Source organism: Corallibacter vietnamensis (assembly GCF_039537875.1).
GTDB lineage: Bacteria > Bacteroidota > Bacteroidia > Flavobacteriales > Flavobacteriaceae > Corallibacter > Corallibacter vietnamensis.
In genome coordinates, this window is sequence record NZ_BAABBI010000001.1 from 1,652,503 (window position 1) to 1,675,679 (window position 23,177).

Below are 23,177 nucleotides of genomic sequence, written 5' to 3' on the forward strand. Positions count from 1 at the left end.
AGGTTATTCAATAATTTCAACTTTTTGTATATACACGTTTCTCAACGGCCAGTCACCATCATCCGTTTTTTGTTTGGCAATTTCATCAACAACATCCATTCCTTTAATTACGGTACCAAAAATAGTGTAATCACCATCTAGATGATGTGCGCCACCTTGTTGTTGTACAATAAAAAACTCATAAGGCGATGCTAGTTTATAGGGGTTTTCTATGTCGCTACTAGGCATACTTACAGCACCTCTGTCATGTTTGTAACCACGCTTGGTATCTTTAGGTAGTAAATATCGTCCTATTTTACCTCGTTTGCGTTTTACTTTAGGATCATCAGTATTCCCTGCTTGTATAATAAAATTGTCTATAACTCTATAAAATTGAGTGTTATCAAAATATCCGCGCTTTGTTAAGTAAATAAAATTGGCTCTATGAAATTTGGTTTTATCATAAAGCAAAATGTCTATGTCACCAAATTTGGTCGTAATTCTAACTTTATTCTCTTTGTGTGTTTTTTCGTATTCTAAAAAGAATTCCATCGCCAAACTATCAGTAAGAAAAGGAAACTCTGGTTTTTTATCAGCTATTGTATCTGCTTTTGTGTTTTTATTTTTTGTTACTTTAGATGATTGTATTTGATTTTCTTTTGGTTTAGATTGTTTATCTTGACAACTTAAAACAAAAAAGCTGCAGATTATTATTAAAGCTATTTTTTGTATCATAAATGTATTTTGCAGATATAATTATTTCTTATAAAAATGAATTTCGACGATTTTTTAAAATATACCTCAAAAGTAAAAAATATACCATTGCCAGCCGAAGCATCCCAGTTTAAAATGTCACCACCATTTAGGCTTAAGCTTCAAGAGATGCAAAAAGATAAAATGAAACATGCCAAAACAGCTGGTGTTATGGCTTTGTTTTATCCAGATTTGCAACATCAAACAAAGCTGGTACTTATTCTTCGTAAAACCTACAAAGGTGTTCATTCTGCTCAAATAGGATTTCCAGGTGGTAAGTTAGAGCTTCTAGACGAATCTATTGAACATGCAGCGTTAAGAGAAACTTATGAAGAAGTTGGTGTACCTATAGAAGATATAAAAGTGCTAAAAAAATTAACTCAAGTTTATATACCGCCAAGTAACTTTTATGTGCATCCATTTTTAGGGATCACTCATAAAACACCTAAATTTATAAAACAAGATGAAGAAGTAGAAGATATTGTTGAGGTTACCCTTTCAGATTTTTTAAATGACGACAATGTGATAACAGAATCTGTATCAACCTCCTATAATAAAAAAGTGGAGGTTCCTGCCTTTAATCTCAACAACCATATTGTTTGGGGAGCTACCGCAATGATGTTGAGTGAAGTAAAAGACTTGTTAAAACAACTTTGGTAAAGATTCAGATTTATTACATTTGTAGCTTAACTAATTTACGTAAATGCATATATGGGATTGTTTAAACAAAATCCTTTTGGACACTCACTTTTTATAAAAAAATGGGTTATTAGAGTTATCGGAACTTTAACCCACAGACGCTTTAGAGGCTTTAATGAATTACAGATTGAGGGTTCTGATATTATAAGAAATCTACCTGATACCAATGTGTTGTTTATCTCAAATCATCAAACATATTTTGCTGATGTAGTTGCTATGTTTCATGTGTTTAATGCTAGTTTAAGCAACAGAGAAGATAATATTAAAAATGTTGGTTACCTATGGAACCCCAAGTTGAATATATATTATGTTGCTGCAAAAGAGACAATGAAATCAGGCTTGTTACCTAAAATTCTTGCTTATGCAGGATCTATTAGTATAGAACGAACATGGCGAGCAGCGGGACAAGATGTGAATAGACAGGTAAAAATGAGTGATATATCCAATATAAAAAAAGCGCTAAGCGATGGTTGGGTTATCACGTTTCCACAAGGTACTACAACGCCTTTTAAACCTATAAGAAAAGGAACAGCTCATATTATTAAGCATTATCAACCTGTTGTAGTACCTATAGTTATAGATGGTTTTAGACGTTCTTTTGATAAAAAAGGACTTCGTGTTAAGAAGAAAAACATTCTTCAATCTATGGAAATTAAAAAGCCTTTAGATATTGATTACGAAAACGAATCTATTGCTGATATTGTAGAAAAAATAGAATACGCCATAGAGCAACATCCTTCATTTTTAAAAGTGATTCCTCAAGAAGAACTAGAAGCTCAAGAAAAACTTAACGAGCAACGAAGATGGTAGCATCAAGAGTATATAAAATTTTATACTTCTAATTTTTTAAGCTCTTGGTAGTTTTTATTTAGGCGTTTTAGTAATATACCGTAAACCAACCAATAGAATAATAGTAAGACACCAACAGCTATTCCCAAGAAAACAACAACGGTAATTATAAACATGGCATAAAATTTAAATGCTTCACCATTAGCAGATGCTTGTTCTATTTTATTGATTAATTGTTGGTCCTGATCAAACTCAATAAATAAAACAACTAGCGTTGAAATTATTAAAAATATAAGGTTGAAAGCAACATATTGCTTTACAATTCTTCGTGTCTTAAGAATGTTTTCCATTAAAACTTTGGCATTGTCTATAACCGAAATAGTTCTGTAATTTTTAAAGAATAAGAAAAAGAAATATCCTAAAACAATATATCCTATTATAGAAAGCGGAATTAAAATATAATCAGCATCAAGCTCATTAAAGTGCTTCATACTGCTAGAATCTTTTAGGGATAATGATATCACAGTCCAAAAAATAAACTCTAGTAAGCTGATAATAAAAATCCACTTCACAATGGAAGATGATTTTTTAAGAATCATTTTATATATATCATTATATGACAACTTGGGATATGCTTCTTCAGAGCGTTTCCAATCTTTCTTTAATAAATCTAATTCATCCATAGCATTACGGATTTAAAATGGTTTTTAATTTGGTTTTCACGCGATTCATCTTCACTCGTGCATTCACCTCGCTTATACCTAATGTGTCACTTATTTCTTTATAATTCTTGTCTTCCAAATACAGGAAAACAAGCGCTTTTTCAATGTCGTTTAGTTGATGCACAGCTTGATACATAAGTTTCAGTTGCTCTTCTTCAGTGTCATCATAAGCTTCTGCTTTTATTTTAAACTGAATAGCATCAAACTCTTGAGTTGTAATACGGCGTTTTGATTTTCTGTACAGCGTTATTGCAGTGTTAAGCCCAACACGGTACATCCAGGTACTAAATTTAGCATCGCCTCTAAATTTAGGGTAGGCTTTCCACAGCTGGATGGTAATTTCCTGAAACAAATCATTGTGTGCTTGTTGGTTATTGGTGTATAGCCTGCAAACTTTATGCACAATATTTTGATGTTTCTCTAGCTGTTCAACAAAACTATGTTCTAACTCTTTGCTCAAATTGGTGGTTTAGTTATTATATAAGTAGCTTGTTTTAAATAAATGTTACATATTCTTATAAATAATATGTAAAAATAGGGTTTAATAGGTGTATGTCGTATCTTTGTTAGACACATTTTTTTATACTGTTTTATGAATATCCCTGCGTCTCAAAATCCACGTGTTGTTATAATTGGTGGAGGTTTTGCTGGTATTAGCATGGTAAAACAACTAGCCAATAAACCTGTTCAAGTAGTTTTAATAGATAAGCATAATTATCACACATTTCAACCACTATTATATCAAGTATCTTCTTCTGGTTTAGAACCTGATTCTATTGCATATCCGCTCCGAAAAATTATAAAAAAGCAAAAGAATACCTTTTTTAGATTAGCAGAGGTCAGCAATATAAACCATAAGGCTCGTGTTGTACAAACGTCTATAGGAGAGATTGCTTACGATTATTTAGTAGTTGCTACAGGAACAAAAACTAACTTTTTTGGTAATAAAGCTATTGAGAGTAATAGTATGCCAATGAAAACAGTGCCGCAGGCATTAAATATTCGTAGCTTAATATTACAAAACTTTGAAAAAGCTGCAATAACAAATGATAAAGAGGCAAGAGAAGCACTCTTAAATTTTGTGATAGTTGGTGGTGGGCCAACAGGAGTTGAGTTGGCAGGAGCTATAGCAGAACTTAAAAACAATATCTTACCAAGAGATTATCATGATTTGAATACTTCAGATATGCAAATTCACTTGCTAGAAGGTAGCGCAAGAGTTTTGCCTCCTATGAGTAAGCAAGCATCTGAAAAATCAGAGAAATTCTTAAAAGCGCTTGGCGTAAAAGTACACTGTAACACGTTTGTGAAAGATTATGACGGATTAAAAGTTACTACAAACACCGATTTAAAATTAGAGTCTGAAACGGTAATTTGGGCGGCTGGTGTAACAGGAAACCCTGTTAGCGGCCTGCAAGAAGGTACTGTTGTAGAGCGCGCAAACAGATATCTTGTAAATCAGTATAACCAAGTACAAGGGTATGATACCATCTTTGCTTTGGGTGATATTGCACTTATGAAAACTGATGCATATCCTAAAGGGCATCCGCAAGTGGCACAGCCAGCTATTCAACAAGGAAAATTATTGGGTAAAAATATTTTAAAACTGATAGAAGGGAAGCCCATGAAAAAATTTAAATATCATGACAAGGGTTCTATGGCAACTATAGGTAGAAATAAAGCTGTTGTAGATTTAAAGACTTATAAGTTTGGAGGGTTCTTTGCTTGGTTTGTTTGGATGTTTGTGCACCTTATGTCGCTCGTTGGTTTTAGAAATCGTGTTATCGTGTTCTTTAACTGGACGTATAATTATATCAATTTTGATAAGGCAGCACGTTTAATTATCAGACCTTTTCATAAATCTAAATAAATAACTTTCAAGACTTTTTAGACTGTTTTAGTAAACCTAATACAATACAAAGTTGTGCAAAAGCATAAGTAAACATGATACTTACGTTTGATAAAGGTAATGGTTTGTAAAACTTATTTAAAGCCAGTAAGCTATCAGAAATCATAAATAAAATAGCGCCTAAAAACACCAATGTAAAACTTGTTTTTATAACAAATCCTAATCGTAAAAAAGCGGCTGTAGCCATACTCAAAATTACAGCCATATAAATAATAACAGGGATAAGCATATCTCCCAATCTAGGTTTTAAAAAGTAGAATAACACACAGGCATATAGCAATAAGGCTAAAACAAAACTAATTGGTTTTGCTTGTGGGTTTCGTTGTTTGGTAAATACCAGTACATAAAAAACATGAGCAATTAAAAAAGCTATTAAACCGCTCATAAAAAAATGAGGTGATATTTGTACAAACATCAGGAGGATATCTCCAAGAAGCGAAAAAGCCAGCGCTAGTACGGTTAGTCTTTTTATCGGTTTGTTTATAGCCGCACTTTCTTTACAAAAAAAGATAATAAGTGATAGTAGTAAAGCCGGTTTAGCAAAATAATGTAGCATTTCTAAAGCGGCATAACTGCTTGTAATAATCTCAAAAATCAGCAGTAATATAAATATTAAGGTAAATCGCTTTTCGGTTTTGGTTAGCATTGGTTGGTTATTTTATTTTTATTGTACCATTTTCATAAAGGCTTATAGCTTCATCCATAACAGCATTAATTATTTTTATTGGTAAATCTTTATCGGGTTGTATAGGAAGTATTTTCATTTTAGCCCGATCACCAGGTTCTAAATGTAAATTCAGTAAGCGCTTGCCTTCAACCATAAGGTAATATGGGTTCTTGGTTTTTTTGTCTGTCCATATGTAACAAAAAGCTTTTCCTTTATAGCAAAAACAAGGCATGCCATATTTAGTGGTTTCTGTAATATGGGTGTTGTAATTAAGAAGCGTATCACGCATAGCAAGCAAGCAGCTTTTATAGGGTTCTTCTTTACTAAAGTAAAAATTTGTGTTTACCATATTTGCTAGTTATAAATATTTATGAGACCCATCACAGATAGGCATTTTTTTAGAAAGCCCACAAACACAATCATGAAACCCTTTTCCATTTAAAAATTTCGTTTAGGTCACATGCTAGCGCTAGGTCTCGTAAAATAGTAAGTGCTTTTTGCCAGTCGGTGTTGTTTTCTATAAAAGCGTCTACTTTTGGGTTCATTTTATTTTAATAAAAATCAATTCCCTAATGTACTGATTTGATTTTAAATTTAAAATATGCTCCCAGCATAGCATTCTTATTTGCTTACTTATTGTTAACTTTTTTTTTCTGCGGATTTCCCATTAGGAGTTTCATCGTGTAGCCAAATAGTAAGCTGCCTATGGTCCAAACAGGTATTCCTATTAGCGTTTTTAATAATGTTATTTCTTCGCCTTGGCTTAACGGAAATACAATTGTCATAAAAACAAACATAAAAAAGCCCCAGCTGAATCCTATTTTTACCCATCCTTTTCCGGCAAAAGGGTTTGGTTTACTTTCTAAATCTAAATTTTTAAAGCGTTTAGGCTGCTTTTCTAGCCAACTGCTTTTTAATGATTTTTTAAACCAGCCCCAAATAGGGTAGGTTATTGCCAGAATAAGATAAGAGAATATGTTTATTAAGCACGGAATAATGTTATCACAGTTTGGGCAATATAAACCAAACCAGTTTTTAAAAGCTGTTCTATTGGTTGTAGACCATGTTTTGGCATCATGAATGGTATTGCAATGCGGACATGGAATATAAGAGCTTTCTAGTTTTGACTTGTTTGAGGTTTTGTCTACAAGCGTTATTTTAGGAATTCGTTGCCCTAAAATAAGTTCGTTTATAATAAGTCCTGGATTAATAATCCAATGTAAATACATCCAGTTTTTCCAAGTATATACGGTATACTTTTTATCAAATTCCATAGCGGTAATTATAAATGGTTAGGTATTGTTTGATAAGCAATGTACAAAATACTTCATTGTGATATTGAGGTATCGATAATTAAAGTAGTACTTAATGTAAAGGTATTTTATTGATGCTAAATTCTAAATCATTGATAGCGCCTTTTACCTCATTGATTCTTGAGTTTGTGTAGTAAAGTTCGTTGTTGTATATGCTAAAAGTGTCTGCCCATTTTACTTTAGTTCCTTCAGCAAATACATTTATGTTACCATCCGTAAGGTTTAATGTCAATATTTTGTCATTTTCTAAATCAGCAAAAAATAAGCGCCCTGCATCATCAATAATCATTCCGTCTGGAGCAGCAGTTTTTTTAATGAGTTTAACTTCTAGTTCTATGTTTTCTTCATTATTGGGTTTCAGATGTTTTGTAGCAATGGCATACAAATTATATCCAGTTAATGCATGATAGTATAGCATATCATTTTTTGTGTCTAATGCAATACCATCAGAGTGCACTGTGTTTTTCCAAACGCCATTACTAAATGTCAACTCATTAGTTTCTGCAAGTGTTGAGGTATGATTATCTAATACTCTAAATGAGTCGCCTGATTTAATATCTATCACAACCAAACCAGCATGCCCTGAATCTGTTGCATATATTTTACCTCGTTTTTTATCTACTCTTAAATCGTTAATGTAAGAGTCTTTATGAAAAGCGTTTTCTGATAAAACATAGGTGTTTTTTAGTTGCTTTGTTGGTAAGTCAAAAGCAAAAATCCTAGGGTTGTCTATAACACCTTTAAACAAAGGGTTCCTTGTATCTAAAACATATAGTGTGTTTTCATGAGCAACTACAGATTGTACTGCGATAAAAACACTGTCAGACACAGCTGCATTTAACGACCAGCTATTCCAAGATTCATCTGGAAAAGGTACAGACTCGCCATTGTCAAAAACTTCAACAACGGCATGCGTTACATGATCTCGCCATCTGGGAAAATTAGCAAAAATCCTTCCTTTATCACTTACTGTTACACCAGTAACTTGCTGACCTTTAAAACTTGCAACGGTTTCTATTTCTACGTCTTTTGATGCGCAGTTGCTCAATAATATAATTGTAAATAATAATAAGGCGTTTTTCATTTTCTTAAACGGGTTTAGGGCTTTGTTTAGTAAGCGTATTAACTTTTACACAAAGATAAACAATAGAAGAAGATTAAAACTTTGCGCGTACAGAAAGTGCTTTTTTGCTTCCTTGAAAATTAATTTTCTGCTGACTAGGACTATTAATTTGTTGTCTGTAACCTACCTCCAATGAGAAATCAGGCTTTAACTTGTAGCCAACTCCTAAATTAAAATGGTTCCTTTCTATGTATTGTTGATTAGAAAAAATATTACTTTCATATTCTCGCTCCAAACCTGATCGTAAATGCAAACTTTCACGAGTGTACCATTTTAGCATAAACGAAGAGCGTATCAATTCAGACGAAAAGGTTTTATTATACATACCACCCAATTGTGCATCTAGTTTTGAAGAAATAGGGTAGCTTAATGTAAATCCTTTGTAAGCTTCTCCATTCATGCCTTCAGGAAAACTAAAAGCATCTACATATAGCTTTTTTTCTTTGGTTGTTTCTTTATTGGTTTCTTTTTCTGAATCCTGACTAAAGCCACTAGCACAAACAAGAAACATAAAACATTTGAAGTAAATTCTAATCATTCTTTAAATTTTTTACAACATTTTTGTACATAAATGAGTGGCAATAAAAAATAGTAAATGGTTATTGCCCAACAATAAAGATAGCAAATAAGAGATGACTTTTTGTTAAATAAAATTAAACCTAAACACAATTAACAAGGTGTTATGGTAAGTTGTTTGTTGTAGGTGCTGAAAAATATTTACACTAGGTTATGTTTATGAACTTAAAAAAGCGGTTGAAGTTTTTACTTCTACCGCTTATAGATTTCTGTTTTAAAGCTTATGTTAGTTTAGTTATGCTAAAGTGCTAGAATCATTAATAATCCATTCGCCTCTTACTAGCCTTGTTACGTAACAATTGTCAGCCTCTGAAATAAGCATTGTTTTTTCTTCTTCAGATATATCACCTTCAATTTTAATAGCAGAATTTATTTCTGTTGTAAAGCTGCCATCAGTATTTCGTTTTACCACTTGAGATAATTCAGCATCTACATCTCTTATATTAATGTTTTTTCGTCTTGCTACATTTCGTATTGTAGCTACTTTGCACATTGATATTCCTGCTAAAACTAATTCTGTAGGTGACATACCTAAATCTGTGCCTTTAGCCTTTAAGGGTTCATCTCCTACAATGCTATGTCTACCATTACTTATAATAGACTGGTATCCTGTAGGTATATTTTTGATGTTTATTTCTGTTGCCATAGTGCTTTTTCTTTTTCAAAAGTATTTAAACCTAAACCTAATAGTGATGTAAATAATGCTATGTGTATCATACTATTCATCCAATTTCCCGAAGGTATATGAACAGTTAACAGAGCGACTAGCATCAAGAATGATACGTAGAGATATGACACAGTTATTTTCTTATTAATTATTAATAGTATACCAGCTACAAGCTCTGTTGCAGCTAAAAAAATAGCTAAAACCAAAGTGCCGTTATCACCTAAAAAATGCCATCCTGTTTTTTTTAGAACATCGGCCATATATTCAAGACCAACACCACCTAAAAATCCTTCAAAAAATTTTTCTAATCCACCCCAAATGAAGAGTAAACCAAATCCAATTCTAATAATAATATCTCCGTAATGCTTCATCGTTATTTTTTATAGTTCTTGGGCTAAAGGGAAATCAATTTTAAAATCAGCTAAATTATGTATGTAGTTGCTTATTATTTTATCACCAACAACCATAACGACATCAATTAAATTAGCCTCTGTGTAGCCTGCGTCAAAAAAAGCTTCTTTACTCTCTTGTGTGGCACGACCTTTATTTTCAACTATTGATGCTGTAAACTTTACTAAAGCATCAAGTTTTGTGTCAAATGAAGCGCTCCCTTTACGTAGTTCTATGATTTGATCGTCAGTGAAACCGTTCATTTTACCTAAAGCAGTATGTGCTGATTGACAATAGCGACAACCGTTTATCTGGCTGGTAATTAGATTTATTACTTCTCTTTCTTTAGTTTTTAAGGTGCTTTTTCTGTTTTGCAACGTTAAATAATCGCCTAAAGCTGTTTCGTTTTTAGCAAAATAGGCATATAAATTTGGTACAAAACCTAAGCCTTTGTTTAAGTTGTCAAAAATTGCTTGATTGTTTTCCGATACATCTCCTCGGGCAGGAACATTAAATCTTGTCATTTTGTTTTGTTTTTTAATTACAATGCAAATTTGCAACAAGAATGAGGTGTCGCGGTAGGTTATTATTCCTTAAGAGGTAGCAATTTTTCCCAAGGGCATGTTTTTAAAGGCTGTTGGACTTAATTTTTCTATTCGTTTAAAGAAACGACTAAAGGTTTGTAAGTCTTCAAAGCCTAATTCAAAAGCAATTTCTTTAATTGACTTGTCAGTATACCTGAGCATTCTTTTTGCTTCTAAATGTATTCTTTCATGAATAATTTGTAACGGACTTTTGTCTGAAACTTGAGAAAAAATATTGCCTATTGTTTTTGAGGATTTGTAAAGTAATAAGGCATATTCTTTTACAGAATGTTTGGTTTTAAAATGTTGTTCTACTAAAAAATGAAATTCTCTCACAAGGTCTACTTCACTAACTTTTAGTTTTGAAAAATTCATTTGAGATTTATAAATGCGTGTTGAGAGTATTATAAAACGCTTCAACATCATCTGTAGCATCTCAAGTTGTAAACTATCTTTTGATTTCATTTCTATTTGAAACATTTTCCAGAGCGTGTCAAATTTATCTAATTCGGTTTCAGGAATTTTAAAATATGGTAATTGGTTAGAGCCATAAAAAAGTAGCCCTTTACAGCTCACCTCTTTATCGTGCTCTTTTACACAATAAAACTCACGGTTAAATTTAATAACTCTTGCAGATTCTAAATTAATAATGTCTAGTTTGTCAAATGAAGTAAGGCATAAAATAGTGTTGTCTTCTAAAGGTTGTTTTGCGTTTTCATATATAGTTTCAATATTTTTTCCTTTTAACCAAACAAACTGTAAAGAAGAAGATGCATGATTGTCAAATGTTATAGAGGTTTTGTTGTCTATTATGTTTAGTTCTATAGATTCATTGTTGATGCCTTGAAAATTCATTAATCTAATTTGTTTTTTATTAATAATTGGTCGTGCATTATAATGTGTAATTACAAATAAAGATATTGTACTATATGTTATTGATGGTTATAATAGTGTTGAATATATAAATTTTGAAAATAAGTAAATGGTAAAGTGATTTATACGTAAACTCATATGTTGTATGATTGCTATATAGTTTTTTGTTGAGTAACTAAAAAAATGTCCAATCTTATAATTAAGTAGTTATAACAGTGAATCTATTATTTCTTTTGCTGTAATTTTTGCAGTTTTACCAACGCCATAAATAGTTGCTGAAGCAAAACCTGTCCAATTACCATAACCCACTAGCCATAAGTTTGGTTCTTTAATAGCTCTTGTATGGTTGGTTACCACCTTGTTATTTTCAACAATATTTAATTTTTTTAAATGGTTCAGGTAAGGTCTAAAACCAGTACACCATATAATGGCATCAAAAGCTTCTTTGCTACCATTTTGCCAAATTACACCGTTTTTATAGAATGAGGAAAATGGACGATAATCTTTAAATACATTACGTGTTAATCCTTCTTTCACACTTGCAACTTGTACAATATCACTCAAAGAAACTTGTAAAGTATTTGAAGTATTCTTTTTTTTAAGATACTTTTCATTAGCTTGATTAAACAAGTAACGACCGTCAATTTCTTCTGGTAGAAACGCAGGTTTTTCTAGTGTTACCCACTTTGTATAAGCTACTTTAGAAACTTCAGCTAAAATTTGAGCTCCTGAATTACTACCACCAACAACAATTACTCTTTTGTTTTTGAAAGGTGAACTATTTTTATAAGCACTAGAGTGTATTTGCATACCTAAAAATTCATCAATTTTAGGGTATATAGGAATAAAAGGTTAACGAGCTGTACCTGTGGCACTTACAATAGTTTTACTAATAAATACTCCTTGATTGGTTTTTAATTTAAATAATTCTCCTTCTTTAACAACTTCTTCAACAAATGTACTTCGTTGTATTGGGAAATTATATCGTTTTTCGTAATTAGACAAATAACTCAAATATTCTTCCTTTGTAGGATACTCTTGTTTGGTTGTAGGCATTTGCCAACCAGAAAGTGAGCTATATTGAGAAGGTGAAAATAATTTTAAACTATCCCAAGTATGCAACCAAGAACCACCGGAATTACTTTCTGCATCTAGAATTAAATAATTTAGTTTACTTCTTTTTAAAAAATAAGCAACGGACAAGCCTGCTTGTCCGCCACCTATAACACCTATAACAATACCAGATAAAATATAAATTACAGTAACCTTCCAACCATAAGACACCCAAAATAATACAATAGCTATTTCGTTTACTAAAGGTGAGGTTATAAAATAAATGTGGCAATAAAGTATTGAAGGGCTGTTGCAAACAGCCCTGATTGGTCTAGGCCTAATAATTCAAACACGATATAGTCTGAAAAACTAGATAATAATTCTGTCAACTTCTCCATATTATGCTGCTTTTAGTGCTGCAAGAAGTTCTGCATCAGAATTAAATGATTTATAAGCGTGAACCTTACCGTTAATTACCAATGAAGGAAAAGACATTGCACCATAAACCATGGTGTCTTGCATTTCTGACAGTTCCTCAATAGTAATTGACAGATTGTTTTCTTGTGCTAATTTTTCTAATTGCTCTTTAATAGGAGACGCTTTTGCATAACAAGAAGAGTGTAAAATTTTAACTTCAGTATTCATAATAAATGTTTTTAATGATTAAACTTTATTACGAAGTCAGAAATCTTTTATAAAAGACACATTTTTAGGAACAAAAAAAAGTATTTTTTTGAAAGGTTGCTTATAACCAACCATTTATCAATGGTTAATTAGTTATTTTTTTTCTAATTTTTGTAATGGTGTACAGTGAGATTTTATTGTACATGAAGAAAAATTACCTGATTTGTCATATTGAATATCGCAACATTCTTTATTTTTTGTTTTAAGTGAATCCATATATTTCTACATCAAAGATAAAAAATATCCTATAAGTGAACCACCAATTACAATAAACGCACTATTAACTTTCTTAAAGATAAAAACAGCAATAATACTCAAAGTGGCAATTAGAACTGTTCGCCAATCGGTCAACGTTTCTTTTCCCATCTCTACACAAACTGCTACGATAACAGCTACCGCTGCAATATTTACAGCATCTAAAAAAGCTACTATAACTCTCGATTTCCTCATTTTTGGTATAAGCGGATTAAGTATAGTAACAAAAATGAAAGAAGGAAGAAATATACCAACAGTTGCTGCAATCGCCCCCAAAAAACCGCCTAATTGCCACCCAATAAATGTAGCGGTTGATAAAACTGGGCCAGGTGTAAATTGACCAACAGCCACAGCGTCTATCAATTCTTGACGAGTCAATAAACCTGTAGTAACCAATTCAGCATCTAAAAAGGCAAATAATACATAGCCACTACCATAAAGCAAGGCACCTACTTTAAAGAACGTCCATAGAATCTTTAGAGTACTCGGTGTTATAACTACTTGTAATAAAAGAAATGGAGTAAAACTATTTAATGTGTTTTTTGAGTTTCTAACAAAGTATAGAATTAAACCTAAAAGACCACAAGCAAACAACGCCAAAATTTCGTGAACCCCAAGCAAACAAGCAATCAACGTCAATGCTCCTAAAATTCCGAGTTCCACATTTTTGAGTGCTTTTTTTCCAAGTCGGTAAACAGCTCCAAGAATAATGGCAATTACCGCTGGTTTTATTCCGTAAATGAAAGGTTCAATTTTTGGAAGTTGTCCGTATTGTTGATATAACCAAGCAAAAATCATTGTAATAACAACAGCTGGAAAAACGAAACAAACACCCGCTACAATCAAGCCTTTCCAACCTGCTCTTTCGTGACCGCAATGCATTGTCATTTCGGTAGAATTAGGCCCTGGAATTAAATTAGTGGCGCCTATTAGGTCAAGAAAATGTTGTTGATTCATCCATTTTCTTTTTTTTACAACTTCATCTTCCATCATTGCAATATGAGCTGCAGGACCGCCAAAAGCAATGCTACCTAATTTGAAAAAAAGTTTTGCGACTTCTTTTAAGTTTTTCTTATTACTCATTTTTTTGAAGTTTTTTATCAACTGAATATTTTCCACCACCTTTTATAATTAAAAATAGACTTCCTAAAAACATTGCCCAATCAGTTCTGCTGCCATGCATCATTGACCAAAATCCTTCATTAATTAAAATGTCTGATTTTGTAGTAGTAATGGCTACCAACATTATAATAAATGTTAGTATACTTGCCAACCTTGTTAGTAAACCAAGTAAAATTAATAATCCACAAATAATCTCAAATGTGCCGACAAAAGCACCGAGAAATTCAGGTGATGGAAGTCCGATTTTTTCAAACCGCCCTGCACCACGAATAGCGGGAAATAAAAATTTCTGAATACCTTCTGATAGAAAAACAGTACCAACCATTAAGCGAATAATGATGGTTGTTTTTGAATGATCTGAACTAATAATTTTTTGAAACATACTCATTTTCTTATAGGTGATTGTCTGTAAAGTGGTTTTTTTATAGTAAAGCTTGGTACTTTTTCCATTGCGTGGCAACTAATGCAGTTATTGGTGAAGATTTGGAAATTTTTGTTGAATACAAGGGTATCTCTTTTTTCGAGTGCTTTTTCCATTTCTGGAATTGCAACAGTTAAGAAATGTTCTGCGGATTTTGCGCGTTTGGGTCTTCTTTTCAAGCCGTTCTCAATCGCTTTTCTGATTTTTTCAATTTGGTAATCAGCATATTCCCAATTTTCATCTTGACCTGCCCAATACAGTTCTTGATAACGGTATCCTGTTTCTACCATTGCCATATCAAATCCCCTAAATTGGTTTTCAACGATTTCTAATTTTTCCTGCTCTGTTCCTTTTATCCAATTTCCTTCTACTATTTGTTGTTGTTTTTCTCCACAAGAAGTAAATAGAAGTGCTGTGAGAATATATATTAGCCATTTCATATGTTGTGATTTAATTATGGCGTAAAATTATACAACACGCAGTTGATAATATGGTCTATTTGAAAAACTGGTGGTACTTAATCATTTGCTTTACGAAAAGCAATTGGAGTTTTATCTACGTTTCGTTTAAAGTATTTAGTGAAATGAGAGTTGTCTTTAAAATTAAGTTTACCTGCAATTTCACTAACTGTTAAATCCGTATAAAGTAAAAGGCGTTTTGCCTCGTTATTAATGTAATTAGAAATTATTTCAGCAGAAGATTGACCTGATTCTTTTCTGCATATAGCATTTAAATTTTGTGGAGTAGTGTTCAACAATTGGGCATAGTGGTTTACCTTGTTTGTGAGTTCATCTTCTTTGCTCAAAAGGTCAATGAATTTTTGAAAGGTTGTGCTATTACCGTTTTTAGGAATATTAGGCGTTGACGATTCAAGTAGTTTAGCCAAAAGTGCTTTTAGCAGTCCGTCTATTATCGGTTGATTTGACTTTTTCTTTTCTTGATGTTCGTTTAGTAAAATGTTGAAAATGTCAATTGCAGTATTGTCTTTGGGAAAAAGACAAGTTTGTGCGCTCAATTCTGAAATCAGGCTTTTAATTTCCTTGTCCAAACAGTTGTTGATAAAGTTTTTTTTTATGATAAGCACAAACCCTTCAGGTTCTGTTTTGATGTCCCAAAAATGAACCTGTTCTTTACGTATATTGAATACTACAGGTGGTTGAATTTTGTATTCTACTGTATCAATTGTATGCGAACCAGATCCTTTGGTTAGGAAAATGATTTCGAAATAACTGTTGTGTTTGTGGGGTGATGTTTTTCTAATGTGCTTCTTAAATTTTGCAATTTTAAGTTCTTCATTATATTTAGTTTTGTCTTTTATTTTTAATGCGCTTTTCATTTATTTACAAATAATGATTAAATAGGTTTTAATAATTTAAACATAACTGTATCTAAAAAAAAAAATCACTTTCTTATACAGAGTTTGTTTTACCATACATTTTAAAATGTAATTTTATTTTTTAGCTTCTTGTAGCTGTATTCAAACATAATTCATTATAGCACAACTTTCTTTATAAAAATCACTTTTTTAAAACTATTTCAATGCCTAAATACCTAATTTAATTTTGTAAATTTGCCTGCGTTTAACAGCGCAACATGATAACAACAACAAAATACATCTTTGTAACAGGAGGCGTTACATCCTCATTAGGAAAAGGTATAATCGCTGCCTCTCTAGCAAAATTACTTCAAGCACAAGGCTACAGAACCACCATTCAAAAACTTGACCCATACATCAATGTTGATCCGGGTACTCTAAACCCTTATGAGCATGGTGAATGCTATGTAACAGATGATGGTGCAGAAACAGACCTTGATCTTGGTCACTACGAACGTTTTTTAAACGTGCCTACAAGCCAGTCAAATAATGTAACCACAGGACGTATCTATCAAAGCGTTATAGAAAAAGAACGCCGTGGAGAATTTCTAGGTAAAACCGTTCAGGTAATTCCTCATATTACAGACGAAATTAAAGAACGTATCCAAATTCTAGGTAAATCTGGCGACTATGATATCGTTATTACAGAGATAGGAGGCACAGTAGGAGATATAGAATCTTTACCTTATATAGAGGCTGTTCGTCAGCTTAAATGGGAACTAGGAGAAAACAATGCCATTGTTATTCACCTTACCCTAGTACCATATTTATCAGCCGCTGGTGAACTTAAAACAAAACCAACACAACATAGTGTAAAAACACTTATGGAAAGCGGTGTACAAGCCGATGTTCTCGTATGTCGTACAGAACACGATTTACCAAGCGATTTACGTACCAAGCTAGCACTATTCTGTAACGTTCGTGAAGAAGCTGTAATACAATCTATAGATGCATCAACTATTTATGATGTCCCTAACTTAATGTTAGAACAAGGTTTAGACAAAGTAGTCCTTAAAAAACTAGCACTTAAAAGTGATGCTCCAGACCTAACACAATGGAATCAGTTCTTAAAGCGTCATAAAAACCCAAATACCGAAGTGACTATCGGACTTATAGGTAAGTATGTAGAGCTTCAAGATTCTTACAAGTCTATCCTAGAGGCTTTTATTCATGCAGGAGCAGAAAATGAAGTAAAAGTACATGTAGAGTCTATTCACTCCGAATATATCAATGAAGATAATGTAAAAGCTAAATTAGCACATCTTGATGGTGTTCTTGTTGCTCCAGGTTTTGGGGAGCGTGGTATAGAAGGAAAAATAGATGTTGTTAAGTATGTGAGAGAAAACAACATGCCATTTTTTGGTATCTGTTTAGGTATGCAAATGGCAGTCATAGAATTCTCGAGAAATGTACTTAACCTTAAAGATGCAAACTCTACAGAGATGAATCCTAATACAGCAAACCCTGTTATTAGTCTTATGGAAGCACAAAAAGATATCACTGACAAAGGTGGAACCATGCGTTTAGGAGCTTGGGTATGCGACCTAAAAAGAGATTCTATTGTAGAAAAAGTTTATAAAGCAAATACAATACAAGAGCGTCACAGGCACCGCTATGAGTTTAATAACGCTTACAAAAATGATATCGAAGCTGCTGGTATGGTAGCTACAGGAACAAACCCTGATACAGGACTTGTAGAAGTTGTAGAAATTCCTACACATCCTTGGTTTGTTGGTGTGCAGTATCACCCAGAGTACAAAAGTACCGTAGCAAATCCGCACCCATTATTTGTAGCATTTGTAAAGGCAGCCTTAAAACATAAAAAAAAGAAATAAGTGTCAGTATGGCATAAAATAAAAAATGGATAGCTTTTTGAGTATGAGAATCACGTTTGTGTTTTTTAAATAAACATATTAATAAAAAGCAACCAACCATAATACATATTTATAAATGGAAGAAAAGAAATTTGACCTGAATTCTATCATAGGATTTGTACTTATATTCGGAATATTACTATACATGATGTATATTAATAAAGCAACTCCCGAAGAACTTGAAGCACAAGAAAAAGCAAAACAAGAACAGGTTAAAGCAAGTAAAAAAGCTAAAGAAGACAAAAGTACATACGTTACGTCTTCTGATGACTTCTCGGCATCATCAAATGCAGACTCATTAAAGCGTGTTGAACTACAAAACAAATTAGGAGCTTTTGCTTACGGTGCTAGTTTGCCTTCAGCAACGCCTAAAGAAACATTGGTAGAAAATGATGTGCTTGCTCTTAAATTTAGTAATAAAGGTGGATATCTTTCTGAAGTAAAACTGAAGCAATTTGTAGATTATGATTCAGTGCCTATCTATTTAGTAAAAGACGGAAACACGGCTTTTAATATTAATTTTGGTACAACAGATAGCCGCATACTTAATACACAAGACTTATACTTTCAGCCTACTGTAACAAAAAGCGGTGAGAATACGGTTGTGTCTATGAAGCTTAAAGTTTCAGAACAAAAGTTTTTAGAATATCGTTATGAGCTTAAACCAAGTGATTATATGGTAAACTTTACCATTCGCTCACAAGGTTTAAATAATGTAGTAAATAGTTCTCAAGATGTTAATTTAGATTGGAAACTAAAAACATACCGTCACGATAAAAGTATCTCTTATGAAAACAGATACACGCGCTTAACATACCAATTAGACGGAAGTAAAATAGACAAGTTAAGCCCAACGAGTGAAGATGATGAAACCGAAAATGATGTAAACTGGATTTCTTACAGACAGCATTTCTTTAGTAGCATTCTTACTACAAAAACACCATTTGAAGAAGTACATTTAGCATCTACAAATTTGGTAGAAGATGAAACTATTGATACTGTTTTTACAAAAGCTTACGCAACAAAATTACCAATAGCTTTACAAGCTGGTGAGTTTAATCAAGATTTAGGCTTGTATTTTGGTCCTACAGATCATAAGGTTTTAAAAACTTACGATATTGGCCTTGAGGATAGTATACCTCTAGGTTGGGGAATCTTTGGGTGGATAAACCGTTATGTGTTTATACCGTTATTTGCCATGTTAAGTAGCTTCTTACCTTATGGTATGGCTATTATCATCATGACAATTTTAATAAAAATGCTATTGTCATTTGTGCAGTATAAGCAATTCCTGTCTCAAGCAAAAATGAAAATACTTAAGCCAGAGCTTGATGAGATTAGAGAAAAGTACAAGGATAATAAAATGAAAGCGCAACAGGAAACAATGGCTTTACAAAGCAAAGCAGGAGCAAGCCCGTTAAGCGGATGTTTGCCTGCCTTAATACAGTTGCCAGTGTTTTATGCATTATTTCAATTTTTCCCTTCAGCTTTTGATTTAAGACAGAAAAGTTTCCTTTGGGCAGACGATTTGTCATCTTATGATATTGTAGCAAAATTACCATTTCATATACCATTCTATGGAGATCACGTTAGTTTATTCCCAATATTAGCTTCAATCGCTATATTCTTTTATATGAGAATGACTACTGGTCAACAAATGGCATCTCAACCACAACAAGAAGGTATGCCAGATATGAGTAAAATTATGAAGTACATGATTTACTTCTCTCCAATTATGATGCTGTTTTTCTTTAATAACTATGCATCTGGATTAAGTTTATATTACTTTATATCAAACCTTATTAGTATTGGTATCATGTTAGTTATCAAAAATTACATTCTTGATGAAGACAAGATTCATGCGCAAATTCAAGTGAATAAAAAGAAACCAAAGAAGGAAAGTCGTTTTCAAAAGAAAATGAAAGAAATGATGGAACAAGCTGAAGAACAAAAAAGAGCACAGCAACGAAGAAAATAATTTTTTTAAAAGCTGCCTTTTGGCAGCTTTTTTGTTACATAACATTTTAAAAAAAGAAACGTTTATACGTTAATTAGAAATAAGAATAGATGAGAATAACAATTTTAAGTATCATAACACTTCTACTAATAAGCATTGGTCATGCTCAAACTGTAAACCAACTTGATGCTAATGGTGAGCGTCATGGTGTATGGAAAAAAAACTATGAAGGCACAAATATTCTTCGATACGAAGGAGAGTTTTTTCATGGCAAAGAAATAGGGGAGTTTAAATTCTATAAAAAATATCAAAATAAAGCGATTCTATCAGCAACCAAACTATTTAATAAAGACAACCAAATAGCTGAAGTTACGTTTTTAGCATCAAACGGAAAAGTGATAAGCCAAGGTAAAATGAATGGTAAAAAGCATATTGGTAAATGGGTGTATTATCATAACAACTCTAACCAAATAATGACATTAGAGCATTATAACGATAACGGCTTGCTTGATGGAGAAAGTGTGGTTTATTATGCTGACGGACAAATTGCCGAAAAACGTCATTACAATAAAGGGCTTTTAGAAGGAGAAGCAAAGTGGTATTCTGAAAACGGAACTTTAATAAAGTCTTATATATATGTCAATAACGAACTTCATGGTGAAGCAAAATTTTATGATGAAACAGGAAAGCTAATCTTAAAAGGACGTTATAAACGTGATAAAAAAGATGGTGTATGGACACATTATAAAGATGGCAAGGTAAGCGAAGAGAAAGATTATACTATAAGAAGCAAAAACCCATATAAAAAGAAGTAAAAAAGTACCTCTTTAAAAATATAAAAGCTCCTTATAAAACTATAAGGAGCTTTATTATTTAGGTATTTCTTTAAGTTGAGTAAGCTATTAATCAATCTAGTATAAGAAAGGATGTTACCTAAACATAAGGCCGGCAAGTTATATAATAAAGCTTAAAAATTAAAATCTTTTAAGCATTAATTTCATCAACTAGCATTAAATAGTTGATTGTTAGGTTTGTAAAACTTTAAAAAACAATACGATACAACATTGATTCAAAATGCTGTATCTTTGCAAATGCAAAATATGAAAAATAAACGCGTAATAATAGGACTTTCAGGAGGTGTAGACTCAAGTGTAGCAGCATACTTGCTAAAGCAGCAGGGTTATGAGGTTATAGGTCTATTTATGAAAAACTGGCACGACGATTCAGTAACAATATCAAACGAATGTCCATGGCTAGACGATAGCAATGATGCTATGCTAGTAGCTGATAAACTTGGCATTCCTTTTCAAACGGTCGATTTAAGTGAGCAATACAAAGAACGTATTGTTGATTATATGTTTAATGAGTACGAGCGCGGTAGAACACCAAATCCAGATGTACTTTGTAACAGAGAAATTAAGTTTGATGTGTTTATGAAAATAGCACTAGAACTTGGAGCTGATTATGTAGCCACTGGGCATTATTGTCGAAAAGGTACCATCCAAAAAAACGGTAAAGACGTTTATCAATTGTTGGCAGGTATTGATGGTAACAAAGATCAATCATATTTTTTATGTCAACTTTCTCAAGAGCAGTTGTCTAAATCGTTATTTCCTATAGGAGAATTAACAAAACCTCAAGTAAGAGACATTGCAGCTGAATTAGATTTAATTACAGCAGAAAAGAAAGATTCTCAAGGACTTTGTTTTATAGGAAAAGTACGTTTGCCAGAATTTTTACAACAACAACTTAAACCTAAAGAAGGTGTTATTGTAGAAATACCAGAAAGCAATACTATTTATAACAAAAGTCAACCAGAGTTTAGCTCAAACGAAGAACGTTTACAATATCTTTCTCAAAAAGCAACTTATGCTGTTACAGATGGAAAAATAGTAGGGAAACATCAAGGAGCTCATTACTTTACAAAAGGACAACGTAAAGGATTGGCTGTTGGCGGAACTACAGAACCATTGTTTGTTATTGATACAGATGTAAATGAGAATGTCATTTATACTGGGCAAGGTAAACAACATCCTGGGTTGTATAAAAGTGCTCTTTTTATATCAAACGACGAACTGCATTGGGTACGCGAAGATTTAAAGCTACAAGTAGACGAAACAATGCAAGTAAAAGCACGAATTCGTTATAGACAACCATTGCAAAATGCAACTCTTCATAAAGTAGATAGTGGTTTGTATGTTGAGTTTGAGATACCTCAATCAGCAATAACCGAAGGGCAGTTTGCAGCCTGGTATCTTGATGATGAGTTGGTTGGCTCCGGTGTTATTTCTTAATTAAAAATTTCAAAAAATATTTAATACAAAATACCTTGTTGAAGCTTTGAGATATTCTTAAATTTCAGCATAAAATAATACACTTATGGCAAATAGAATCACGGAATTATTCAAAATACAATACCCAATAATTCAAGCAGGTATGATTTGGAACAGTGGCTGGCGATTAGCATCAGCAGCTAGTAATTCAGGAATATTAGGACTTATTGGAGCCGGAAGTATGTATCCTGATGTATTGCGTGAGCATATTCAAAAATGTAAAAAAGCTACAAATAAACCTTTTGGAGTAAACGTGCCAATGCTATATCCTAACATCAAAGAGATTATGGATATTATTATAGAAGAAGAAGTGAAAATTGTTTTTACTTCGGCAGGAAATCCAAAAACTTGGACTAGCTGGTTGCAAGAGCGAGGTGTTACCGTTGTTCATGTTGTAAGCAGTGTTAAGTTTGCATTAAAAGCCCAAGAGGCTGGAGTTGATGCTGTAGTTGCTGAAGGTTTTGAAGCTGGTGGCCATAATGGTCGCGATGAAACTACAACATTAACGTTAATACCAATGGTAAAAGAACAGCTAGAAATTCCATTAATTGCAGCTGGAGGTATTGCTACAGGGCAAGCTATGTTAGCAGCAATGGTTTTAGGAGCAGATGGCGTGCAAGTAGGAAGTAGATTTGTAGCTAGTGAAGAAAGTTCTGCGCATCAAGCTTTTAAAGAAACTGTTGTTAATGCAAAAGAAGGTGACACCCAACTTACATTAAAAGAATTAGCACCTGTGAGATTAATAAAAAATAAATTCTTTAATGAAGTGCAAGAGCTTTATAAAAACGCTCCAACAGTAGAGCAGTTAAAAGAGCTTCTTGGGCGCGCTAGAGCTAAAAAAGGAATGTTTGAAGGCAATTTAGACGACGGAGAGTTAGAAATAGGGCAAATTTCAGGCTTAATTCACGATATAAAACCAGTATCTGTTATAGTTGATGATATGATGAAAGAGTTTGAGTTAGCAAAAAATAGCGTAGCAAACTTCTAACATATTTTTAACGACCATACATCATATTTATTTTCAATTTAGCTCTTTTAAGCAAAACCTAAACCCTACTT

General features: G+C 32.7%; 27 protein-coding genes and 2 pseudogenes. 8 read left to right on the top strand and 21 right to left on the bottom strand.

Features of this window, described 5'->3' with window-relative positions:
• Window positions 1-3: 3 nt before the first annotated feature.
• Window positions 4-714, bottom strand: coding sequence for a peptidylprolyl isomerase (locus ABD690_RS07610; RefSeq protein ID WP_344728953.1), 711 nt, complete (start codon window positions 712-714; stop codon window positions 4-6).
• 36 nt (window positions 715-750) lie between these two features.
• On the opposite strand from ABD690_RS07610, the gene ABD690_RS07615 reads away from it, so the two are divergent.
• Both ABD690_RS07615 and ABD690_RS07620 read left to right on the top strand, forming a co-directional pair.
• Entirely contained in the window at window positions 751-1,392 is a 642-nt protein-coding gene (locus ABD690_RS07615; RefSeq protein ID WP_344728955.1) for an NUDIX hydrolase, read from the top strand.
• A 51-nt stretch (window positions 1,393-1,443) separates the two neighbouring features.
• Window positions 1,444-2,241, top strand: coding sequence for a lysophospholipid acyltransferase family protein (locus ABD690_RS07620; RefSeq protein WP_344728957.1), 798 nt, complete (start codon window positions 1,444-1,446; stop codon window positions 2,239-2,241).
• Between the two features lie 20 nt (window positions 2,242-2,261).
• Here ABD690_RS07620 and ABD690_RS07625 read toward each other — a convergent pair whose 3' ends face one another.
• Together ABD690_RS07625 and ABD690_RS07630 are read right to left on the bottom strand one after the other, a co-directional pair.
• On the bottom strand, window positions 2,262-2,903 hold the full coding sequence (locus tag ABD690_RS07625) for a hypothetical protein (protein WP_344728959.1): 642 nt from the start codon (window positions 2,901-2,903) through the stop codon (window positions 2,262-2,264).
• Between the two features lie 4 nt (window positions 2,904-2,907).
• A complete protein-coding gene (locus tag ABD690_RS07630; protein ID WP_344728962.1) occupies window positions 2,908-3,402 on the bottom strand; it encodes an RNA polymerase sigma factor in 495 nt (164 codons plus the stop codon).
• A 132-nt stretch (window positions 3,403-3,534) separates the two neighbouring features.
• On the opposite strand from ABD690_RS07630, the gene ABD690_RS07635 reads away from it, so the two are divergent.
• Window positions 3,535-4,812 (top strand): NAD(P)/FAD-dependent oxidoreductase, encoded by a 1,278-nt coding sequence (locus tag ABD690_RS07635; RefSeq protein ID WP_344728964.1) that lies wholly within the window; start codon window positions 3,535-3,537, stop codon window positions 4,810-4,812.
• A gap of 7 nt (window positions 4,813-4,819) precedes the next feature.
• Here ABD690_RS07635 and ABD690_RS07640 read toward each other — a convergent pair whose 3' ends face one another.
• From ABD690_RS07640 to ABD690_RS07725, 18 genes and pseudogenes are all read right to left on the bottom strand, one after another.
• Complete coding sequence (locus tag ABD690_RS07640) at window positions 4,820-5,497, bottom strand: lysoplasmalogenase (protein ID WP_344728966.1); 678 nt, start codon at window positions 5,495-5,497, stop codon at window positions 4,820-4,822.
• Between the two features lie 7 nt (window positions 5,498-5,504).
• Window positions 5,505-5,867 carry a DUF1801 domain-containing protein gene (locus ABD690_RS07645; protein WP_344728968.1) on the bottom strand — a complete coding sequence of 121 codons (363 nt, stop codon included), beginning with the start codon at window positions 5,865-5,867 and terminating at the stop codon, window positions 5,505-5,507.
• Between the two features lie 9 nt (window positions 5,868-5,876).
• Window positions 5,877-5,936, bottom strand: a pseudogene (locus ABD690_RS07650) (CDGSH iron-sulfur domain-containing protein); the annotation flags it as partial.
• Window position 5,937: 1 nt separating this feature from the next.
• On the bottom strand, window positions 5,938-6,063 hold the full coding sequence (locus ABD690_RS07655; protein WP_344728970.1) for a hypothetical protein: 126 nt from the start codon (window positions 6,061-6,063) through the stop codon (window positions 5,938-5,940).
• An 84-nt stretch (window positions 6,064-6,147) separates the two neighbouring features.
• Window positions 6,148-6,792 (bottom strand): hypothetical protein, encoded by a 645-nt coding sequence (locus ABD690_RS07660; protein WP_344728972.1) that lies wholly within the window; start codon window positions 6,790-6,792, stop codon window positions 6,148-6,150.
• A 91-nt stretch (window positions 6,793-6,883) separates the two neighbouring features.
• Window positions 6,884-7,915, bottom strand: a complete 1,032-nt coding sequence (locus ABD690_RS07665) for an L-dopachrome tautomerase-related protein (protein ID WP_344728974.1) — start codon at window positions 7,913-7,915, stop codon at window positions 6,884-6,886.
• 73 nt (window positions 7,916-7,988) lie between these two features.
• Window positions 7,989-8,492, bottom strand: a complete 504-nt coding sequence (locus tag ABD690_RS07670; RefSeq protein ID WP_344728976.1) for a hypothetical protein — start codon at window positions 8,490-8,492, stop codon at window positions 7,989-7,991.
• Window positions 8,493-8,765: 273 nt separating this feature from the next.
• Window positions 8,766-9,176, bottom strand: coding sequence for an OsmC family protein (locus ABD690_RS07675; protein WP_344728978.1), 411 nt, complete (start codon window positions 9,174-9,176; stop codon window positions 8,766-8,768).
• Entirely contained in the window at window positions 9,161-9,568 is a 408-nt protein-coding gene (locus ABD690_RS07680; protein WP_344728980.1) for a DoxX family protein, read from the bottom strand. The genes ABD690_RS07675 and ABD690_RS07680 overlap by 16 nt, the downstream gene beginning before the upstream one ends.
• A gap of 9 nt (window positions 9,569-9,577) precedes the next feature.
• On the bottom strand, window positions 9,578-10,111 hold the full coding sequence (locus ABD690_RS07685; protein WP_344728982.1) for a carboxymuconolactone decarboxylase family protein: 534 nt from the start codon (window positions 10,109-10,111) through the stop codon (window positions 9,578-9,580).
• Window positions 10,112-10,180: 69 nt separating this feature from the next.
• Entirely contained in the window at window positions 10,181-11,026 is an 846-nt protein-coding gene (locus ABD690_RS07690; RefSeq protein WP_344728984.1) for a helix-turn-helix domain-containing protein, read from the bottom strand.
• Window positions 11,027-11,251: 225 nt separating this feature from the next.
• Window positions 11,252-12,328, bottom strand: a pseudogene (locus ABD690_RS07695) (ArsO family NAD(P)H-dependent flavin-containing monooxygenase).
• Window positions 12,329-12,369: 41 nt separating this feature from the next.
• Window positions 12,370-12,495: a hypothetical protein gene (locus ABD690_RS07700; protein WP_344728986.1), complete on the bottom strand. Its 126-nt coding sequence runs from the start codon at window positions 12,493-12,495 to the stop codon at window positions 12,370-12,372.
• A gap of 1 nt (window position 12,496) precedes the next feature.
• Complete coding sequence (locus ABD690_RS07705; protein ID WP_344728988.1) at window positions 12,497-12,742, bottom strand: thioredoxin family protein; 246 nt, start codon at window positions 12,740-12,742, stop codon at window positions 12,497-12,499.
• A gap of 261 nt (window positions 12,743-13,003) precedes the next feature.
• Window positions 13,004-14,119: a chromate efflux transporter gene (gene chrA, locus ABD690_RS07710; RefSeq protein ID WP_344728990.1), complete on the bottom strand. Its 1,116-nt coding sequence runs from the start codon at window positions 14,117-14,119 to the stop codon at window positions 13,004-13,006.
• On the bottom strand, window positions 14,112-14,540 hold the full coding sequence (locus ABD690_RS07715) for a DoxX family protein (RefSeq protein WP_344728992.1): 429 nt from the start codon (window positions 14,538-14,540) through the stop codon (window positions 14,112-14,114). Before ABD690_RS07715 ends, chrA begins: the two co-directional genes overlap by 8 nt.
• Before the next feature lie 2 nt (window positions 14,541-14,542).
• Entirely contained in the window at window positions 14,543-15,019 is a 477-nt protein-coding gene (locus tag ABD690_RS07720) for a hypothetical protein (RefSeq protein WP_344728994.1), read from the bottom strand.
• A gap of 77 nt (window positions 15,020-15,096) precedes the next feature.
• Window positions 15,097-15,915: an AraC family transcriptional regulator gene (locus tag ABD690_RS07725; RefSeq protein WP_344728996.1), complete on the bottom strand. Its 819-nt coding sequence runs from the start codon at window positions 15,913-15,915 to the stop codon at window positions 15,097-15,099.
• Between the two features lie 257 nt (window positions 15,916-16,172).
• Here ABD690_RS07725 and pyrG point away from each other — a divergent pair, with 257 nt between their 5' ends.
• From pyrG to ABD690_RS07750, 5 genes are all read left to right on the top strand, one after another.
• The gene (gene pyrG / locus ABD690_RS07730) at window positions 16,173-17,789 is read left to right on the top strand and encodes a CTP synthase (RefSeq protein ID WP_344728998.1); all 1,617 of its coding nucleotides are present in this window, start codon (window positions 16,173-16,175) and stop codon (window positions 17,787-17,789) included.
• Window positions 17,790-17,904: 115 nt separating this feature from the next.
• Window positions 17,905-19,806, top strand: coding sequence for a membrane protein insertase YidC (yidC, locus tag ABD690_RS07735; RefSeq protein WP_344729000.1), 1,902 nt, complete (start codon window positions 17,905-17,907; stop codon window positions 19,804-19,806).
• An 89-nt stretch (window positions 19,807-19,895) separates the two neighbouring features.
• On the top strand, window positions 19,896-20,600 hold the full coding sequence (locus ABD690_RS07740) for a toxin-antitoxin system YwqK family antitoxin (RefSeq protein WP_344729002.1): 705 nt from the start codon (window positions 19,896-19,898) through the stop codon (window positions 20,598-20,600).
• Window positions 20,601-20,885: 285 nt separating this feature from the next.
• Window positions 20,886-22,079, top strand: a complete 1,194-nt coding sequence (mnmA, locus tag ABD690_RS07745) for a tRNA 2-thiouridine(34) synthase MnmA (protein ID WP_425554954.1) — start codon at window positions 20,886-20,888, stop codon at window positions 22,077-22,079.
• Window positions 22,080-22,164: 85 nt separating this feature from the next.
• The gene (locus tag ABD690_RS07750; RefSeq protein ID WP_344729004.1) at window positions 22,165-23,106 is read left to right on the top strand and encodes an NAD(P)H-dependent flavin oxidoreductase; all 942 of its coding nucleotides are present in this window, start codon (window positions 22,165-22,167) and stop codon (window positions 23,104-23,106) included.
• Window positions 23,107-23,177 lie beyond the last annotated feature (71 nt).

Excerpts from the sequence above, each read along its gene's own strand:
- ABD690_RS07700 (WP_344728986.1), bottom strand. The coding sequence starts at position 12,495 with ATGGAGAAGTTGACAGAATTATTATCTAGTTTTTCAGACTATATCGTG.
- ABD690_RS07740 (WP_344729002.1), top strand. The coding sequence starts at position 19,896 with ATGAGAATAACAATTTTAAGTATCATAACACTTCTACTAATAAGCATT.
- ABD690_RS07670 (WP_344728976.1), bottom strand. The coding sequence starts at position 8,492 with ATGATTAGAATTTACTTCAAATGTTTTATGTTTCTTGTTTGTGCTAGT.
- ABD690_RS07635 (WP_344728964.1), top strand. The coding sequence starts at position 3,535 with ATGAATATCCCTGCGTCTCAAAATCCACGTGTTGTTATAATTGGTGGA.
- ABD690_RS07610 (WP_344728953.1), bottom strand. The coding sequence starts at position 714 with ATGATACAAAAAATAGCTTTAATAATAATCTGCAGCTTTTTTGTTTTA.
- ABD690_RS07645 (WP_344728968.1), bottom strand. The coding sequence starts at position 5,867 with ATGGTAAACACAAATTTTTACTTTAGTAAAGAAGAACCCTATAAAAGC.
- ABD690_RS07655 (WP_344728970.1), bottom strand. The coding sequence starts at position 6,063 with ATGAACCCAAAAGTAGACGCTTTTATAGAAAACAACACCGACTGGCAA.
- chrA (WP_344728990.1), bottom strand. The coding sequence starts at position 14,119 with ATGAGTAATAAGAAAAACTTAAAAGAAGTCGCAAAACTTTTTTTCAAA.
- ABD690_RS07680 (WP_344728980.1), bottom strand. The coding sequence starts at position 9,568 with ATGAAGCATTACGGAGATATTATTATTAGAATTGGATTTGGTTTACTC.
- ABD690_RS07705 (WP_344728988.1), bottom strand. The coding sequence starts at position 12,742 with ATGAATACTGAAGTTAAAATTTTACACTCTTCTTGTTATGCAAAAGCG.
- ABD690_RS07720 (WP_344728994.1), bottom strand. The coding sequence starts at position 15,019 with ATGAAATGGCTAATATATATTCTCACAGCACTTCTATTTACTTCTTGT.
- ABD690_RS07640 (WP_344728966.1), bottom strand. The coding sequence starts at position 5,497 with ATGCTAACCAAAACCGAAAAGCGATTTACCTTAATATTTATATTACTG.
- ABD690_RS07750 (WP_344729004.1), top strand. The coding sequence starts at position 22,165 with ATGGCAAATAGAATCACGGAATTATTCAAAATACAATACCCAATAATT.
- ABD690_RS07665 (WP_344728974.1), bottom strand. The coding sequence starts at position 7,915 with ATGAAAAACGCCTTATTATTATTTACAATTATATTATTGAGCAACTGC.
- ABD690_RS07685 (WP_344728982.1), bottom strand. The coding sequence starts at position 10,111 with ATGACAAGATTTAATGTTCCTGCCCGAGGAGATGTATCGGAAAACAAT.
- ABD690_RS07725 (WP_344728996.1), bottom strand. The coding sequence starts at position 15,915 with ATGAAAAGCGCATTAAAAATAAAAGACAAAACTAAATATAATGAAGAA.
- ABD690_RS07615 (WP_344728955.1), top strand. The coding sequence starts at position 751 with ATGAATTTCGACGATTTTTTAAAATATACCTCAAAAGTAAAAAATATA.
- pyrG (WP_344728998.1), top strand. The coding sequence starts at position 16,173 with ATGATAACAACAACAAAATACATCTTTGTAACAGGAGGCGTTACATCC.
- ABD690_RS07625 (WP_344728959.1), bottom strand. The coding sequence starts at position 2,903 with ATGGATGAATTAGATTTATTAAAGAAAGATTGGAAACGCTCTGAAGAA.
- mnmA (WP_425554954.1), top strand. The coding sequence starts at position 20,886 with ATGAAAAATAAACGCGTAATAATAGGACTTTCAGGAGGTGTAGACTCA.
- ABD690_RS07690 (WP_344728984.1), bottom strand. The coding sequence starts at position 11,026 with ATGAATTTTCAAGGCATCAACAATGAATCTATAGAACTAAACATAATA.
- yidC (WP_344729000.1), top strand. The coding sequence starts at position 17,905 with ATGGAAGAAAAGAAATTTGACCTGAATTCTATCATAGGATTTGTACTT.
- ABD690_RS07660 (WP_344728972.1), bottom strand. The coding sequence starts at position 6,792 with ATGGAATTTGATAAAAAGTATACCGTATATACTTGGAAAAACTGGATG.
- ABD690_RS07675 (WP_344728978.1), bottom strand. The coding sequence starts at position 9,176 with ATGGCAACAGAAATAAACATCAAAAATATACCTACAGGATACCAGTCT.
- ABD690_RS07715 (WP_344728992.1), bottom strand. The coding sequence starts at position 14,540 with ATGTTTCAAAAAATTATTAGTTCAGATCATTCAAAAACAACCATCATT.
- ABD690_RS07620 (WP_344728957.1), top strand. The coding sequence starts at position 1,444 with ATGGGATTGTTTAAACAAAATCCTTTTGGACACTCACTTTTTATAAAA.